A 16,795-nucleotide genomic window follows, 5' to 3' on the forward strand; every position below is an offset into this window, starting at 1 on the left:
GCTTTAAAAACTGATATTATCGTATGCTAAAATTTCCCGACGAATTCTATCATCGAAGCCTTATTGCAGGGCAAGAATATACTGAAATACCCAGTAGTGGCCGTATAGACCCTCAGCGATTTATTGAGGGTAAATCGGATTGTTTTGTAAAAAATGCTTACCAAAACAGCGATAAAGCAAAAAAGCACCTTGTCTTAACCGATTGGATTTATCCTTTTTTAAGCAATATTTATGGGAACCGCACCTTAAATGAATTCCGTGATAAATATAAAAATTACATTGAATCTCTTGTGGACGCAGGGTTTAAGGTATGGGTTTTTGTGTTGGACACGGAGCACCATGCATCATTATCATGTATTAATGATAATGATTATAGCATAAAGCAATCTATTAGACATGCTAATGAGGTGGTCCCTCCTATTTCTACAATTATGGAACTCATGGCTGAGCAAGGGGTAGCGCGTAGCCAAGTTTGTATTCTTGATTTTTACGCCATGAAGGAACATATTGGAGCGCAAACTTTTGCGCTAAACAGTTTGGAGGTTGACTTTCGCACATTTTCGTTGCCACTCGTGCAATTTTTTGAATTTTTAGGGCAAAATTCTACGATAACTAAATTGTATCTGAAAAACATAAATCAATATGCCCTTGATCTAGATGATCTATTAGTCAAAATATCAAAGCGTCTTCCTCAGCTTAACACTCTGAAGATTGATTTTAGATACTCAACAGGAAAAATAGTTGATTGCAGTGAAATATTTAGAAACGTAACATTTCCAAGCTTAAGAAGATTTCTGGTAGCGGGCCCTATTAGCATTGATGAAACCGTATTAAATAAATTTTTAAACAGTTGCCCTCAGTGTGAAAGCCTCCTATTCAATTTTGAATATAATTCTTATTTTAAGATGAGGACATTCAAATTAGATCCTAATAAATTATTAAAAGGTTTAACTTTTTCTGAGCTGAGAAAACTTACGATATATGGCGCTCTTGAGCTTGACACAGCTGTACGGGAGAACTTTTTAAGTCATTGCCCTTTGTTAACATTAGAAAATATCGATTTAGGTATAAGAAACTATGCGCAGAAGAATACATCACAAACTCACTCCTCTGAAATTAATCCTATTTCTGATGGCTTAATAAGCGATAGGTACTCAAGCCTAAATCCTCTTTTTTCGATGGGAAAAAATTCCGGTACGATCAAGTTTGATAGTGATGCGGAGTTACTCGCACAAGCTAGGAAAGATGAAGCTATAGCAGGTTCCTCTTCCGGTGAGCGCAAGCTTGATGTTGAGACTACGTTAAATGATACGGGGTTAACTGAACAAACTAGGGAAGATGAAGCTATAGCAGGTCCCTCTTCCGGTGCGCCCGAGCTTGATATTGACACTATGTTAAGCGATCTAAGGACTATTTTAAGTGATGCGTGGTTAACCGCACAAACTAAGGACGATGAAGCTATAGCAGGTCCCTCTTCCGGTGCGAACAAGCTCGATGTTGACACTGCATTCAGTGATGCGGAGTTAACTGCACAAACTTATTTTGGGAAAAATATAGCGGTTTCCTCTTATCGCCTGTTTGTTTCTGACACTATAGTTAAGAATAAAAATGGATATTTAGCATTAGAAGCTATCAAGACATCACCGGAACGATTAAACCAACAGCCTGCAAAGGTACATGATTTAGCGCCATTTGCTAATGACAAGGACAATACATGTATTACAGGACAAATGGTAGCGCGCTTGAATAGCTCAGATTGGACACCATTACCTTCTTTATCAGCAGATGAGGAGTTGCTCGCTTACCGAGCTCAGAGCGAATTGGAATTTGCTCGTGCAAGCAATTCGGATCAGTATTTCATGCGACTTAGCGCTAATAATAGCTCAAAAGAAGAATCTGTAAAAATCGAATATAAACTCAGGATTCCTAAAACATCAATCAGTTCAAATGATAAATTTAAATTATCTCGCAAGCAAAAAGGTTTATTGAAGTCAATAAACCAACTCTGTTTTAATGCAGATGGTTCACTGCAAGATAATTCTGCTTATCAGCAACTCATTCAGCAAGACAAAACCGTACTTATCTCTTTATTAATTAATGCGCTAAAAAAATTTGGAATAGATAAAGAAAAGAAAATTACGCCTCAAGATGATCCATGTATGCACGATTATACGGGCTTTAATCGTCTTTTAGAAAAAAAAGTGGGTGCCTGTAGACATCGTGCTTATTTGTTTTTAGCCTTAGCCAAGGCATTTAACATCAAGGCACGCGTGATAACCAATGCTGCACATGCGTTCATTGAAGTAGCCCATGAAGAAAAGTGGATTAAATGCGATTTAGGTGGTTATCCCACTAAAGTAAACAAAAAACCGTTGCAAATGCTACCGGAAAATGAAATCAAGCAAAGTGAACAGGAAAAAGCACTATCGAAACCGTTAATCGTTGACAAATTTACCGAAGATTTGAACCTTTTTTACACAAAGTTAGAAACTTATAAGCCCAACAAACAACAAGCTATGCTGGTCTTTCCTCATCAGGAAAGCATTGAGCTTTTTTATGAGGGACTTCATGTTAATAAACGCGTGCCGGGGCAAAAGATTCTTTATCTCCCCAGTTTTAGAGACTTGACTACCCAAACAGTACAGGTGACTAAAACAGGCATTAACATTATGGATAGTGACTTTATTCGAAAATTAAAGCAACTTCAGCCAGGCGATATTTTGTTGATAAACTACGATCGCTTTCAAATGACTGATGTGGGATTTAATTCCTTGTATGATGATTTTCGTCAACTAAGAAATATTGCTATACCTGAAGGCGTCCTTATATTAGCGGCGATGGATAAAGATACCAGTCAGCAAATGGGTGAAGATGTTGTATCAAGATTTTCTATTAGACAGGAGTGGAAAACAACCCCTACACAGCAATCGATTGCTTTAGCCCCCGAACAAAATGATACTCTAGAGGAGAATAACGATAGTACTTCTTCTCCCTTAGTCATCGATCTTTACGATAATGTTTTTGATTGGAAAGAACGATTAATCGGTCGATTAAGCCCTTCAGGTAAAACGAATCCGCCCTTTATTTATAAAACAGGTATTTTTCAACAAGCGTGGAAAGAAGGTAGAAACGTACAAATTATTCATGCACCGCTTGATAACACAGAGTGTCAACGCTTTTTTGCTGATTTAGTCAGAAATAGATACATTGATATCAATGGTGAAAGTGTTACATTGCCTGAGAAGTTTAGCTGGGAATTGACTAATCCCAAATATTGCTTTGAGCAACCCTTGCAAATTATTGCTAATCCACAAAGCAACGATTACGATTATGTGTTGAGCCCTTTTACAATAGAGGGGTTACTGCAACAATATAGTTATTGTAATAAAACGCACATTTTTACGGAAAAGCCTGGTCTTTTAGAAAAATATGCCGGCCAATCCATGCGTCTCTATGTGACACAAGAGCTATCCGTAGGCACTTGGGCAAGCTTGTGCGCTGCTGCGCAGAAACACAACTGTCAGCTTAAGCTGATATTAGCCGATAATGTGAAACTACCTGAGGAGATGAAGACAGAAATACTACCAACTACTTTCTCAACGTTAACAGATTCTACTTCTAAAAATATTTTACACCCCCCTTATACCTGCCATTTTAGTTCAGATGCAAATTTTACGGCAAAAAAAATACAGAAGGAAAACAAGCATCTTCAGATAATTTCTATTGATGCACAAACAAGCTACCAAGAATTAGTGTGTTCACTGCAGCAAGAATCTGATACCGGCGTTAAAGATGCATCAATGCTATTACCCTTAATGCGCACGAAAGAAGGTGCGCTATTAAAAGCAATAGAAGAAGGCCGTTCTATTCTTATTAAAGGACAATTTTCACCGGAATTAGCTAGCAATCTATCCAGTCTTTTTGCAGCACAACCTTTTTTAATGGTCAATGGAGAACAACGGCTTGTTAGTACGAGTCAAGTGATGTTAGTGACAGAACAACCTAATGCGTTTGCATACCTTAATAAAACTAACCTGTATCAAGCCCATTCCGTCACAGCACAAGAACGTCTAGCACTTTTACAAGAAGAAAATAAACCCCTAGAAGAGAGCGTAGAAAAAATTAAGCAACGCTTCGCTGATCAAACAGAAATCCTAGAAACATTCAGTTTTGCGCAGTTAAAAACCATGGCTGAGCGATTAAAAGAAAAACCAGAAACTGATAATCCATTAAAAACACTGGCTATGTTTTCTAAGGACTTCAATACGAGTAGAACGAAGACTGAAATAAAAAAATCGAAACAGAACCCAGAATTGACGACTACAGAGGCTGCTGCTTACGAAGAAACTAAACGCCTAGAAAAAATAAAAAGCGCGTTAGCTAATGCGCCCTATACTTTTTTAATGGGACCCTCAGGCATTGGAAAAAGTACACTGGTGTTTGAAAAATTAAAGGACGCTTATAAAAGAGAAGAAGATCAGACACTCGAATTAACTGTAGGAATGGATGAAATTGGACGTTGGGCGAAGGAACCGGCTGCTAATAGCATACATATTTTATTTATAGATGAAGCTAATTTAAGTAAGGAAGGCACTTTTGATATTTTTGAAGGTTTATTTGATGATCCACCTTCCATCTTGATAAAAGGTGAAATTTGTACATTGACGCCTCAACATAAAGTTATTTTTTGTGGTAATTTTTTAGATTTTGAGGGTAGACAAACGCATCGATTTTTTCAACAACATGGTCACGGGTTGGTATTGAAGGATTGGTCTGATACATTTTTAAAAAATATTCTAAATCAATTACTCGATCAAGTTCATCAGGCTTATTCATTAGAGTTATTAAGTAAAGAAAAAGAACAAATTATAACGCTTTTTTTAAAAACTTATCGTGATTTACCTAAAGATACTCAAAACAAACAATTCTTAACGCTACGTAATTTACAAATGATGGTGTTACGCTTTGCTAATCATGGGCAGAACTATCCTGAACTAACATCCATGCAACGAGCCTTTTTATCGCTTTACGATGAAGTTAAACCCTATTTGCCTAAAGCATTGCGAGCGGAGTGGAAAAGTAAGTTTAAACAAAATGAAAAAAGCTATCGTGAGCTACGCCCTGGCCATAAAGAAGAAGGGTTAACACTTTTAGGAAACAACTATGTGGTACCAGCCAGCCGTCAACGGACACTAGAACTGCTAGAATATCAATTGGCAATACGTGAGAAACAAAAAGAACAACCTTCAATTCATAAGCTGGGTCTTAAAGGTATATTGCTAGAAGGTGCGTCAGGTGTGGGTAAAAGTGCCTTAGTGATGGCGTTGCTCGAAAAGCACGGCTACCAAAAAACCGCCACTGAACCTGCTAAACGTTATTATTATTTAACGTTGACAGATATGGCAGAAGTTAAGGATACCTTGACCAAGGCCTTTCATGAAGGCGCTATTGTTTTAATAGATGAACTTAACACTGCGCCGATAGAAAACCTTCTCAACGCGCTGATGAGCGGTGTTGATTTAGAGGGTAAAGAAGCAGAGAAGCCAGGTTTTTTAGTCATAGGAACCCAAAATCCGATCAACTTTGCTAATCGTAGCCCTCTATCCAAGGCGCTTCAAAATCGATTTCATAAAGTCGAGGTCAAGCCTTACCGCACAGAAGAGTTGCAAGCTATACTCATTTGTAAAGGAATGGATGGAAATGCGGCAAAAGATCGAGTGCAGGCATATGAGGAGAACAACAAAAAAACGTCTAACGCGGCTTTAAAAGAAACACCTAGAGATTTAATGAAAGAGACCGGACCTATTCAAACCGATAGGTTAGAAAGTGCCAATAAATGGATAATTGAAGAGCGGCGAATAGCTGAAGAGCAACAGCAACAGATAATTGAAGAGCAACGGATAGCTAAAGAGCAGCAGCAACGGATAATTGAAGAGCGGCGGATAGCTGAAGAGCAACAGCAACAGATAATTGAAGAGCAACGGATAGCTGAAAAGCAACAGATAGTTGCTGCGCGGCTTGCTCAAGATAGCGTTACGAATTCTTTTAATGATTTATCAACTAGAATAAATCGCTATCGATTAATATTAGATAAAAAAAATGATAGTCTTTCTAAGCAGAAAGCTAAAATTCTCGGTGATTTATATAAAGCATTAAAAAATTTAGATGAAACTAACCTAGAAAAACTGACAGAATTCAAAGAGAAAATTCAGAACCCTAACTTAATAAGTATTTTAAAGGAATATAGAAATAACACTTTAAAAAAAGTGTTCTGGTGTGTTTTTGCTCCCTTCAGACCGAAAACAACGAGTGCTTGCTTGATTGCGGAGTTAGAGAAAAAAACAGAGGCCAAAATAAATTTGGCAATGAGTAACACGCATAGGTCTAGCCTATAAAAACATGGGCTTATTTGCTTAGTTCCGGACTAATAAGGCGCTTATTATCAGCCATATTGACTAACATTTCTCGCAACACAACCGCAGGTGCTACATTCATTTGTATCGCCTGTGTTAATTGGCCACGCCATTGTCTAGCACCTGTAATACCATGAAATAAACCGAATAACGGCTGTAATAAATGCGAAAGGCTTTCACCGCGCATAAAAGCCGCTTGTGCATAATCACTATATTTTTGAACAATAGCGATACGATCATCCACGCTATCTTCCCGCTCAACACGCTCAAGTTCTCTAAACATATAAGGGGTATGCCACGCCGCTCGCCCTATCATCACACCATCCACATAACGCAAATGATCACGTGCCTCCGCTAAATTTTTAATACCGCCATTGATAACAATCGCTAACTCTGGAAAATCGCGTTTAATTTGATAAACCCATTCATAATTTAAAGGTGGCACTTCGCGATTTTCTTTAGGGCTTAAACCTTTTAACCACGCTTTTCTCGCGTGAATAATAAAGGTCTTACATCCCGCTGCGCTCACTGTTTGAATCAACTCGGCTAAATACTCATAACTCTCATAATCATCTACACCGATACGGGTTTTTACGGTGATGGAAAGCGGCACAGCCGCTTTCATAGCCGCAATACATTCAGCCAGATGATGAATATCCTTCATCAATACCGCACCAAAACAACCCGATTGTACTCTATCGCTTGGGCACCCTACATTCAGGTTAATCTCGGTATAACCGTAGCGTTGCGCTATTTTTGCTGCTTGCGCTAATTCTGCAGCAACACTACCACCCAGTTGCAGGGCTAAGGGTTGTTCACTAGCATGGAAAGCCAAGAAACGGTCATGATCTGAATTATTTAACAGCGCGCCGGTCGTGATCATTTCCGTATACAGTGTGACTTCTTGCGAAATAAGCCGCATAAAATAGCGATAATGACGCGTTGTCCAGCCCATCATCGGCGCAACCATAAAAGGATTTATAAGCTGTTTTGGCTGTTTTAGCATATTTTTTTTCTAAAAAGGTCTTCACACTGCGTTTTTTACTGGGTATGATAACGCCACATGTCTTTTTACACAAAAAGTCATGCTTACAATTCTTATAATAAATTGGAGTCCTTCGTCATGAAATTGAAACAAGCTCTTGTATTAGGCTTAACTACTGCCGTATTAGCTATCCCTGCCTTTGCTGCAGACGAAGCTATTAATGCGACGAGCCAGCCTTCTTCAGTTACTACAGTTGAAAAATCAGCAGTAACACCTGCTAAAAAGGAAGCTGTTCAGAAAAAAGGACAAAAGGACGCTTTAGCGGCTAACACTGCAAAAGATGCTGATCTTAGCAAATTAAGCACAGCTAATACTACAGAAGCTAAATAAAAACTATACTCTTCGCACTTGAATTTTCGGCGGCGTTCCCGTTCGACTCGCAATCCTCATGTATGTTGTATACACTGCGGTTGCTTCGTTCTCACGGCGCCTTGCCGAAAATCCCATTGCTGTGAGTATTAAAAACGTTTTTAATACGCTTTGAAAAAAGGCCAGTTTGCTGGCCTTTTTCTTATTCGGCTTCTAGTGTTTCTACTATCAATTGCAGTCGCTTTCTACCCTGATAATAATTCACGCTTAAACGGTAAGTTATCATAATCTGCTCTGCTCTATGATTAGGCCAATCACTCAGGTTAACATTAAACGCAATTGCTTCAAATTGCTGGCTCGATTCCATAAGATTGAGCGTCATTTTTAAATGTTTATTCCCCACTAATCGCTGCGCCAATACATTAAATCGACCTTCAAACAGCGGCTCCGGAAATCCTTGCCCCCAAGGCCCACCTTGGTAACGCAATGTTTCGGCTAAATCTAAAGAGAAATCCTGATGATCTAATTCACCATCGGTATAACATTTCCCTTGTAAAATATCCTCATCCAAATGATGTGCTAACTCTGATTGAAAAGCCGCTGAAAAACGATTTAAAGCATCGCGTCGTAAGGTCAAACCCGCTGCCATGGCATGGCCACCAAACTTAGCAATCAATTGGGGTTCACGCGTGGCAATCGCTTCTAAGACATTACGAATATGCACACCGGGTATAGAACGTGCAGAACCCTTTATTTCATCGCCCTGCTGACTCGGCGCAAAAATAATACTAGGCCTATGTAAACGTTCGACGATACGGGAAGCCAGCAAGCCAATAATACCTTGGTGCCAATTCGCATCAAACAAACATATCCCATTTTCTAAGGGTTTTTGCTCAATGAGTTTATCTAATGCAACAAACGCTTCGCGCCGCATTCCCTCTTCAATCGTACGTCGCTCTTCATTTAATACACTGAGTTTTAAAGCCGCTTCATAAGCCTCATTGGCATCGTTAGCCAGTAAACAGGCCACACCCAATGACATATCCGCTAAACGACCCGCTGCATTTAAACGTGGCGCAACACCAAAACCAAAATCACTGGCAACCAATTGATCCACTTCACGTTTTGCGAGTTTGAGTAATGCATAAATACCGGGCCTCGCTTTGCCTGCTTTAATCCACTGTAACCCTTGATAAACCATTAAGCGATTATTATGATCCAGCGCCACTAAATCAGCCACCGTTCCCAACGCCACCAAATCGAGGAATTGCAACATATTCGGTTCAGGCCGTGTGCTTGGATTAAACCATCGTCGTTCTCGCAATGCATGGCGTAGCGCCAGCATCACATAAAAAATAACACCCACACCAGCTAGGTTTTTACTTGTAAACTGATCACCCGCTTGTTGTGGATTAACAATGGCATCCGCATCGGGTAAAGATAAACCAGGCAAATGATGATCGGTAACAATCACCTTTACACCGGCTTTTTTAGCGGCGGCTACGCCTTCATAACTGGAAATACCATTATCTACCGTTATAATCAGATCCGGTTTTTTAGTATGGATGGCAACCGCGACAATTTCGGGTGTTAAACCATAGCCATATTCAAATCGATTCGGCACTAAGTAATCTACATTCTGAGCAGCAAAGCTTCGCAGTGCACTCACGGCTAATGCACTGCTGGTTGCACCATCACTATCAAAATCACCTACCACCAGTAGTCGTTGCTGTTGCATTAAAGCCGTCGCTAAGATCGAAGCGGCTTCTTCAATACCTTTTAATGCTTGATAATGTAATAACTGACTTAAACGATAATCTAACTCAGCCGGCGATTGAACCCCTCTAGCCGCATACACCCTGGCTAAAATCGGATGTAACCCTTCTAAAAAAGCAACCTTATCTGTTGAACGACGTACGCGTGTTTTTTGCATGTGATATTTTTTAAAATTTCCTATCCCTATAGGCTAGCAGTATAATGATTCGCTTAACTAGAATCAGTATATACTCAAAGCAATGGGATTTTTGGCAAGGCGCCACGAAAACGAAGCAACCGGAGTGTATACAAAATACATGAGGATTGCGAGTTGAGTGGGAACGCAGACAAAAATTCAAGTGCTAAGAGTATAAGTTTATGGAATTAAATCTAGATACCGGTGAAGGTCAATATCATATACGCGGATATGGTGACGGCTTTATTCAAATTAATGACGAAAAAGTGGATCATAGTGTTATCGTTACAGCAAATAAACTGATTGATCCTTGGTTGCCACAATCCTTAACTGAGTTAAATACAACACATTTTCTGTTGCTGTTTGATTTAAATCCAGAAATTGTATTACTCGGTACCGGGCGCCATTTAGCTTTTCCTAATCCTGCTCTGTTAGCCGATTTCTACGAAAAAAAAATTGGTATAGAAATCATGGATACCGCAGCAGCCTGTCGCACTTATGCCGTATTAATGTCAGAAGAGCGTAAAGTAGCTGCTGCTTTATTAATATGCTAAAGCCTTTAATCTTTTGCCCTAAGAATTGGGATTAAATATTCACTTTCTAGGCATTAAAAATCCTATTTAGTATGGATATGGCCTGCTGCTAGCTGGTGTAGTACGCTAGCAATGTAAGTATGAGGTCTTAACCCACGTTCTGCGGCCATTTTTCTGATAACATCCATATCACCTGTTTGGACTCTAATACTAATTTTTTCTTTTTCTCGAAAATAGTTCGCTGCAGTTTTTTTAGCCAAACTAACTTCTTTTTTTAAATGATTAGTACTTTTCCATTCTTCACGATCAAACGAATCAGATAGCTCTTGCTCTTCTTCGTCTAAATCAAAAATCGGCTGTCTTTTTTTAGACATATTTAATTACCTCGCTTAGATATTTTTTAGTTGCCTTTCTACTTGGAAAAACTGTTTTTAAAAAAATCGAGTTTTTTTCCCTAACAAAAGGAACCAAATAAATATATGAATCTATCTCTATAACGTACATTTCTTGTTTAGGATATTTTTTTATATTAGGATGACTAATTACATCAATAGGGCCAGTTGCTTCTAATATGGAAATAATCTCCTCGAAACTAATACCCCTTTTATTAATCAATAAAGTATTTTTTTCTGGGTCAAAACGGTAAATAATCTTACTTTTCAAAGTTTTTCCTAACCATTTTGGAGACAAAAGTAGCCTATTATATCCCATATATCAACTTTAAGGATCTACTTTTAAACCACTGGCGCTAATTCTTTTTGAGTTGCAGAAATTTTCGGATCGCGCGAGTAAACATCATCCCACAAATGTAACACACCTGATTTATCAACCCAGGCAGTGATGTACGTCAAATGGATGGGAATCGCTTGCTTTAAGCGTAGGCTTACTGTCTGTCCTGATTCTAAGGTTGTCTCTATTTGTGATTCTGTTTGTTTAATCGAAGGATCAAATTCCGCTAAGGCTTCCAACAAATCAAACGGATCTTCCATACGTATACAACCTGAACTAAATAAACGTCGCTCTGCATCAAACAAATGCTTAGAGGGCGTATCATGCAGATAAATCATATGCGGATTAGAAAATTCAAACTTAATCTGTCCTAATGCATTATGTGGACCGGGATCCTGACGTAAAATAATACGTGAAGGGTTTTTTTGTGCGGCCAACCAATCGACCTCATCGGGATCCAAGGCTTTATTCGGTCGATTAGCCGAAAATACCCGCATACGATGCTGCCGTAAATAATCTTGGTTTTTTATAATCTGCGGAATAACATCGTTGCGCGCAATACCAGGCGGAACTGTCCAATAAGGATTTAATATAATACGTGTTACTTTTGAATTAATTTCTGGCGTCTGTCGTGACGGTGTCCCCACAATAATGCGTGCCTCTAAAATAGCATGATGGTCTTTGATAAGACGAAGATAATGATCAGGAATATTAATCCAAATATAAGCCGGTTCAGCTAATGCCATTAAACGTGACCAACGCTGTAAATTAATTTGAATTTGATGCACACGTTGCTCAGGCGAAACATTCAGTGCTTCTCTCGTCAACTTACCCACATCGCCATCCGCTATCAAACCATGCCTTTCCTGAAAAAACTCTACGCCTTCTTCTATTTTTTCATCAAAAAGCGCATTATTTGCCTGTTGATTGCATACGGTTGGAGATAAATCATGCGTCGCACACAAACGCTGACGTAGCACTACCACATCCGGGCCCTGCATACCTACGCTTAAGGTTTGATCCGTATTGAGTCGTGGCCACGGATGTTGAACCGCTGCTTGATAAAGCGCTAACATTTTTTCTAAACGTTGATAGGCCGGATTATTATTTGATTCCGCCGCACTTGCTACAGAAAAAAAGCCAAATAATCCTAAGTAAATAAGCTGCCTTTTAATACTCATAAAATACTTTACTCACTCGCTATTTTATGAGCATTTAATTTAAGGTAATGCGTTTCTATATACGCTTCTACAATTTTTTGAAATTGATTAGCAATATCATCACCACGCAAAGTCGCTGTTTTCCGACCATCTTCAAACACCGGCGCAATAGGATTTTCGCCTGTACCTGGCAAACTAATACCGATATTGGCATGTTTGCTTTCACCCGGGCCATTCACAATACATCCCATGACGGCTAACGATAAATTTTCTACCCCTTGGTACTGCTGACGCCAAACAGGCATGCGTATTTTAATATAAGCTTCTATTTCATTCGCTAACTGTTGGAAATAGGTACTGGTGGTACGGCCACAACCCGGGCAAGCCGAAACCGAGGGCGTAAAAGCACGAAGACCCATCGATTGCAGAATTTGTTGGCAGACTTTCACTTCATGCATTCGGTCGCCGCCTGGCTCGGGTGTCAGCGACGCACGAATCGTGTCACCAATCCCTTCCTGCAACAAAACCGCCAAGGCCGCTGTGCTAGCCACAACCCCTTTGGAACCCATACCGGCTTCCGTCAAACCCAAGTGAATCGCATAATTACAACGCTTGGCGAGCATCCGATGGATGGCAATCAGATCCTGAACACGACTGACTTTACACGATAAAACAATGCGATTAGCCGGTAGGCCTATTTTTTCAGCTAAAGCCGCACTGGTTAATGCGGATAAGACTAGCGTCTCACGCAATACTTCATTAGCGGACAGTGGGTGCAATGCCTGCGCATTTTTATCCATTTGTCTGGCACTCAGATCGTGATCCAAACTCCCCCAATTCACACCGATGCGAACCGCTTTATTGTGCTTTAGCGCTATTTCGATGAGTTGAGTAAATTGGATATCACGTTTTTCACCATAACCTACATTCCCGGGGTTAATACGGTATTTATCTAAGGCTTCTGCACAAGCCGGGTAATCGCGTAGCAAACGATGGCCATTGTAATGGAAGTCGCCAATAAGGGGGACCGAACAACCCGCGGCGCGAACCCGGTCACGAATAAAGGGTACCTGTTGGGCTGCCTCTTCCGTATTGACGGTAATCCGGACCATTTCAGACCCCGCTATCGCTAATTCAATAATTTGCTGGACGGTGGCCGGGGCATTCGCGGTATCGGTATTGGTCATCGATTGGACAACAATAGGGGCTCCACCACCTACCAAGACCGATCCAACCTTCACTGCCGTACTGATACGGCGTTTTATACTCTTAGAAATTGGATTTTCGGCGGTGTTGCCGCTCAATTCGCAATCCTCATGTATCATATATACACTCCAGTTGCTTCATTTTCGCGGCGCCTTGCCGAAACCCCAATTTCTGTGAGTATATTAAAAGAGTATTCATACATAGCTGTCAGTGAGGAAACCTCTCTATTTAGTGTATTAAACAGGTGAAATAAGAAACAGATTGCGTTATACTCTAGCACATTATCAGGTCAAATGAACGGCTGAAGACAATTCGAAAGCAAGGGTGTGTTGTCATTAAACGAGGGTGAGCCAGAAGGCGCGTGTTTTCGAGTATCGTAACGCAGCATACTTGAGGTATGTGAGTAACGAAACACAGAAAACACTCGTTTTGTGGCCATCATCGTGCTAAATGACGACATACCCGAGAGATGGAGGCCCCATTGAATAACACACACTTACAAACACTTTATACGACTGCCCTTCCAATCAGCAGTACCGATGCCTATATTGCTAGGCTTAAACAAATCCCCGTGTTAACCACCCAGGAAGAAACCGAATTAGCTGAACGCTATTATACGGACCACGACCTCAACGCCGCCAAAAAACTGGTCATTTCTAATCTACGATTCGTCGTGCATATTGCACAAACCTACACCGGATATGGGCTTGCCCTCGCCGACCTGATTCAGGAAGGTAATATCGGCTTAATGAAAGCAGTTAAACGCTTTGATCCTAAAGTCGGTGTACGACTTATTTCTTTCGCTGTGCATTGGATTAAAGCTGAAATTCAAGAGTTTATTCTGAAAAATTGGCGTATCGTCAAAATTGCCACCACCAAAGCACAACGCAAATTATTCTTTAATCTGCGTAAAATGAAAATGCGTCTAGGCTGGTTTAATCAAAAAGAAATTGAGCAGGTTGCACAGGATCTCGGTGTAAAACCAGAAACAGTACGTGAAATGGAATCGCGTTTAGCCTCTCACGATATGAGCTTAGATATTGGGAACGATGACGATTCAGATTCCCACGCTAACACTTATCCGTTACTCGGTACGCATTTTGAAGATAAGCGTTACGATCCAGCACGCTTATTAGAAGCGAGCGACTCTGCAGAATCTAGCCAAAGCAATCTCTATCAAGCACTGGCGCAATTAGATCCTCGTTCCCAATCCATTATTAGAGAGCGCTGGCTGGCTCAACCTAAAGCTACTTTACAAGAATTAGCGAATCGTTATCAGGTTTCTGCCGAACGTGTACGCCAACTTGAACAAAAAGCCATAAAAGAACTACGTATTGCAATAGAGAGTATCATATGACATCCATTATCAATGGCCTCAAAGCCGATAAAAAATATATTAGTGAAACCGATAGCTTTTTAACTCAATTCGATAAAAAAAATCCAAACAAATCACTGTCGCAACAAAAAGAAATAGAAAACTATCAGGCGTTATACCAACAACGCGATACAAAAATAATAAACCAATCCTAATATTGCGGCACTTGCTATGTTTCTCGAAATTGAACTTAAATTAAGTATTGATGCAAACCCCGCCCATATAGCATTACTTTTTAATCATTCCCTTTTAAAAAACGTTCACCCGGTTTCTGAAGAATTAATCAGCCGTTATTTTGATACGCCGGATTTATGCTTATGGAAACAAGGACTCTCACTACGCATTCGAGAAGCAGAAGGTCGCACGATACAAACCTTAAAAACCGCGGGCAAACAGTTGGGTGAGCTACAGCATAGACATGAATGGGATCAACCGATAGAAGATGCATCGCCTAATATCCACGCCTTTAAAGACAAAGAAGTCTCTAAAAAATTAGAAACCATCATGGGTAAGCAACCCCTAATAGAATTATTTCATACACGATTTAACCGAACCCAATGGAATTTGGAAACAGAGGATGGTACAAAAATTGAACTTGTCCTGGATCAAGGTACGGTTAGGACGGCCACGCAACACATGCCTTTGCACGAAATTGAGCTAGAATTAAAACAAGGCGATGCCCAACAGATCGAAAAAATCGCTACACTGCTAAAACAAACGATTCCATTAACCCTAGAAACACGCAGTAAAGCAGAAAGAGGCTATAAGCTTTATACTCACAGCAATGGGGTTTTCGGCAAGTTGCCGCAAAAATAAGTATCCGCAGTATATTGGAATGCAATAAGGTTACGAATTGAAGCAACCGCAGTGTATACAAACATACATGAGGATTGCGAATTAAGCGGGAACACAGCCGAAAATTCTAGTGCAAAGAGTATACCTAGTGAAACAAGGATTATTCCTGTAAGATATACTCACAGCAATGGGGTTTTCGGCAAGGCGCCGCGAAAATGAGCAACCGGAGTGTATAGATGATACATGAGGATTGCGAATTGAGCGGCAACACAGCCAAAAATTCTAGTGCGAAGAGTATAAATATACTTTATAAGAATTTAAAAACTTATGTTAGAAACAATTAAACACACGAAAGAAAAACGAATCATCATTGAAGGGATCACAGAAAGTGGTGAAACATTTCGACCCAGTGACTGGGCGGAACGGATGTGCGGATGTCTAGCCAGCTTTGAAAATCGACGCATCGCCTACTCTCCCCAACTACGCCCTAGCGTAAATAACGAAACCCATGCAAAATGCCTGGTACTCGATCCCCGGCTTAAAGAAACCAAGCCCGATGTATTTGAGTGTATTATGAAATTTGCTGGTGAAAATCGCTTAAAAATTCATGAATCCTACGAAGACGCTGAATAAGCACCACGCTCAGTTAACAAACATATCTCACATTCAGATTTATTCTTTTTACGGCCACACTGTTTCGCATGCACGATAATCAAAGCATGGAATTGCTTATATAAATCGACTCGCTTCGGTAAATTTTCTTCAAATAAGCGTTGTAAAACTTCATAATGTTCATCTCCCTTTATCATTTGTAACCGTATGAGTAAACGCCGAGTATACGTATCAATGACAAAAACAGGACGGTCAAACGCATATAATAAAATATCGTCTGCTGTTTCTGGACCTATGCCATGCACTGCAAGCAATAACTGACGCAATTTTTGCGTGCTTAATTGTTGCAATGCCTGATAACCACCTTGCGCTAGATACCAACGACAATAAAATTGTAAGCGCTGCGTCTTTATTCGGAAATAACCCGAAGAGTTTAAACAAGCTTCTAATTCCTCTTGAGCAAGATTTAGAATACTTTCAGCATCTAAGTTAATTTTTTGCTGCAAATTTGCTAAGGCTTTTTCTACATTCGACCAATTGGTATTTTGCGTCAGAATAGCGCCCACCATCACTTCAAAAGGATGATTCGCAGGCCACCAAGATTGACGACCATACCGCTTTAGTAAGCGTTGATAAAGTTCTGAGAATGTGAAAGCCATGAGCGTAA

Annotated in this window: 14 protein-coding genes; 7 read left to right on the forward strand and 7 right to left on the reverse strand. The window is 40.1% G+C overall.

The window, feature by feature from the left end; translation table 11 throughout:
- Positions 1 to 23: 23 nt before the first annotated feature.
- Entirely contained in the window at positions 24 to 6,395 is a 6,372-nt protein-coding gene (locus tag DMP02_RS04740; RefSeq protein ID WP_126322916.1) for an AAA family ATPase, read from the forward strand.
- Between the two features lie 10 nt (positions 6,396 to 6,405).
- Here DMP02_RS04740 and dusA read toward each other — a convergent pair whose 3' ends face one another.
- On the reverse strand, positions 6,406 to 7,419 hold the full coding sequence (gene dusA / locus DMP02_RS04745; protein ID WP_126322917.1) for a tRNA dihydrouridine(20/20a) synthase DusA: 1,014 nt from the start codon (positions 7,417 to 7,419) through the stop codon (positions 6,406 to 6,408).
- A gap of 117 nt (positions 7,420 to 7,536) precedes the next feature.
- On the opposite strand from dusA, the gene DMP02_RS04750 reads away from it, so the two are divergent.
- Positions 7,537 to 7,788, forward strand: a complete 252-nt coding sequence (locus tag DMP02_RS04750) for a hypothetical protein (protein ID WP_126322918.1) — start codon at positions 7,537 to 7,539, stop codon at positions 7,786 to 7,788.
- Positions 7,789 to 7,969: 181 nt separating this feature from the next.
- On the opposite strand, the gene recJ is transcribed toward DMP02_RS04750, so the two are convergent.
- Complete coding sequence (gene recJ, locus DMP02_RS04755; protein WP_126322919.1) at positions 7,970 to 9,700, reverse strand: single-stranded-DNA-specific exonuclease RecJ; 1,731 nt, start codon at positions 9,698 to 9,700, stop codon at positions 7,970 to 7,972.
- Positions 9,701 to 9,900: 200 nt separating this feature from the next.
- Between recJ and DMP02_RS04760 the strand changes: the two genes are divergently transcribed.
- On the forward strand, positions 9,901 to 10,272 hold the full coding sequence (locus DMP02_RS04760) for an Mth938-like domain-containing protein (RefSeq protein ID WP_126322920.1): 372 nt from the start codon (positions 9,901 to 9,903) through the stop codon (positions 10,270 to 10,272).
- A gap of 62 nt (positions 10,273 to 10,334) precedes the next feature.
- Here the strand turns inward: DMP02_RS04760 and DMP02_RS04765 are convergent, their stop codons facing one another.
- From DMP02_RS04765 to ispG, 4 genes are all read right to left on the reverse strand, one after another.
- The gene (locus tag DMP02_RS04765) at positions 10,335 to 10,625 is read right to left on the reverse strand and encodes a hypothetical protein (protein ID WP_126322921.1); all 291 of its coding nucleotides are present in this window, start codon (positions 10,623 to 10,625) and stop codon (positions 10,335 to 10,337) included.
- The gene (locus DMP02_RS04770; protein WP_172593982.1) at positions 10,618 to 10,914 is read right to left on the reverse strand and encodes a BrnT family toxin; all 297 of its coding nucleotides are present in this window, start codon (positions 10,912 to 10,914) and stop codon (positions 10,618 to 10,620) included. Before DMP02_RS04770 ends, DMP02_RS04765 begins: the two co-directional genes overlap by 8 nt.
- Positions 10,915 to 10,985: 71 nt before the next feature.
- Complete coding sequence (locus DMP02_RS04775; RefSeq protein ID WP_126322923.1) at positions 10,986 to 12,161, reverse strand: L,D-transpeptidase family protein; 1,176 nt, start codon at positions 12,159 to 12,161, stop codon at positions 10,986 to 10,988.
- Between the two features lie 8 nt (positions 12,162 to 12,169).
- Positions 12,170 to 13,465, reverse strand: a complete 1,296-nt coding sequence (gene ispG / locus DMP02_RS04780) for a flavodoxin-dependent (E)-4-hydroxy-3-methylbut-2-enyl-diphosphate synthase (RefSeq protein ID WP_126322924.1) — start codon at positions 13,463 to 13,465, stop codon at positions 12,170 to 12,172.
- A 362-nt stretch (positions 13,466 to 13,827) separates the two neighbouring features.
- Here ispG and rpoH point away from each other — a divergent pair, with 362 nt between their 5' ends.
- The 4 genes from rpoH (at position 13,828) to DMP02_RS04795 (ending at position 16,149) form a co-directional block, all read left to right on the forward strand.
- A complete protein-coding gene (gene rpoH / locus DMP02_RS04785) occupies positions 13,828 to 14,703 on the forward strand; it encodes an RNA polymerase sigma factor RpoH (RefSeq protein WP_331855843.1) in 876 nt (291 codons plus the stop codon).
- Positions 14,700 to 14,876 carry a CBU_0585 family protein gene (locus tag DMP02_RS07235; protein ID WP_172593983.1) on the forward strand — a complete coding sequence of 59 codons (177 nt, stop codon included), beginning with the start codon at positions 14,700 to 14,702 and terminating at the stop codon, positions 14,874 to 14,876. The genes rpoH and DMP02_RS07235 overlap by 4 nt, the downstream gene beginning before the upstream one ends.
- Before the next feature lie 16 nt (positions 14,877 to 14,892).
- Entirely contained in the window at positions 14,893 to 15,537 is a 645-nt protein-coding gene (locus tag DMP02_RS04790) for a CYTH domain-containing protein (protein WP_126322926.1), read from the forward strand.
- A 306-nt stretch (positions 15,538 to 15,843) separates the two neighbouring features.
- Entirely contained in the window at positions 15,844 to 16,149 is a 306-nt protein-coding gene (locus DMP02_RS04795) for a DUF3579 domain-containing protein (RefSeq protein WP_126322927.1), read from the forward strand.
- Here the strand turns inward: DMP02_RS04795 and DMP02_RS04800 are convergent.
- Entirely contained in the window at positions 16,131 to 16,787 is a 657-nt protein-coding gene (locus DMP02_RS04800) for an endonuclease III domain-containing protein (RefSeq protein WP_126322928.1), read from the reverse strand. The two genes, DMP02_RS04795 and DMP02_RS04800, sit on opposite strands and share 19 nt — an antisense overlap.
- Between the last annotated feature and the right edge of the window lie 8 nt (positions 16,788 to 16,795).

The organism is Candidatus Rickettsiella viridis (genome assembly GCF_003966755.1).
Taxonomy (GTDB): Bacteria; Pseudomonadota; Gammaproteobacteria; order Diplorickettsiales; family Diplorickettsiaceae; genus Rickettsiella_B; species Rickettsiella_B viridis.

Coding starts and splice junctions, on each gene's coding strand:
- DMP02_RS04740 (WP_126322916.1), top strand. CDS start 24: ATGCTAAAATTTCCCGACGAATTCTATCATCGAAGCCTTATTGCAGGG.
- dusA (WP_126322917.1), bottom strand. CDS start 7,419: ATGCTAAAACAGCCAAAACAGCTTATAAATCCTTTTATGGTTGCGCCG.
- DMP02_RS04750 (WP_126322918.1), top strand. CDS start 7,537: ATGAAATTGAAACAAGCTCTTGTATTAGGCTTAACTACTGCCGTATTA.
- recJ (WP_126322919.1), bottom strand. CDS start 9,700: ATGCAAAAAACACGCGTACGTCGTTCAACAGATAAGGTTGCTTTTTTA.
- DMP02_RS04760 (WP_126322920.1), top strand. CDS start 9,901: ATGGAATTAAATCTAGATACCGGTGAAGGTCAATATCATATACGCGGA.
- DMP02_RS04765 (WP_126322921.1), bottom strand. CDS start 10,625: ATGTCTAAAAAAAGACAGCCGATTTTTGATTTAGACGAAGAAGAGCAA.
- DMP02_RS04775 (WP_126322923.1), bottom strand. CDS start 12,161: ATGAGTATTAAAAGGCAGCTTATTTACTTAGGATTATTTGGCTTTTTT.
- ispG (WP_126322924.1), bottom strand. CDS start 13,465: ATGATACATGAGGATTGCGAATTGAGCGGCAACACCGCCGAAAATCCA.
- DMP02_RS07235 (WP_172593983.1), top strand. CDS start 14,700: ATGACATCCATTATCAATGGCCTCAAAGCCGATAAAAAATATATTAGT.
- DMP02_RS04790 (WP_126322926.1), top strand. CDS start 14,893: ATGTTTCTCGAAATTGAACTTAAATTAAGTATTGATGCAAACCCCGCC.
- DMP02_RS04795 (WP_126322927.1), top strand. CDS start 15,844: ATGTTAGAAACAATTAAACACACGAAAGAAAAACGAATCATCATTGAA.
- DMP02_RS04800 (WP_126322928.1), bottom strand. CDS start 16,787: ATGGCTTTCACATTCTCAGAACTTTATCAACGCTTACTAAAGCGGTAT.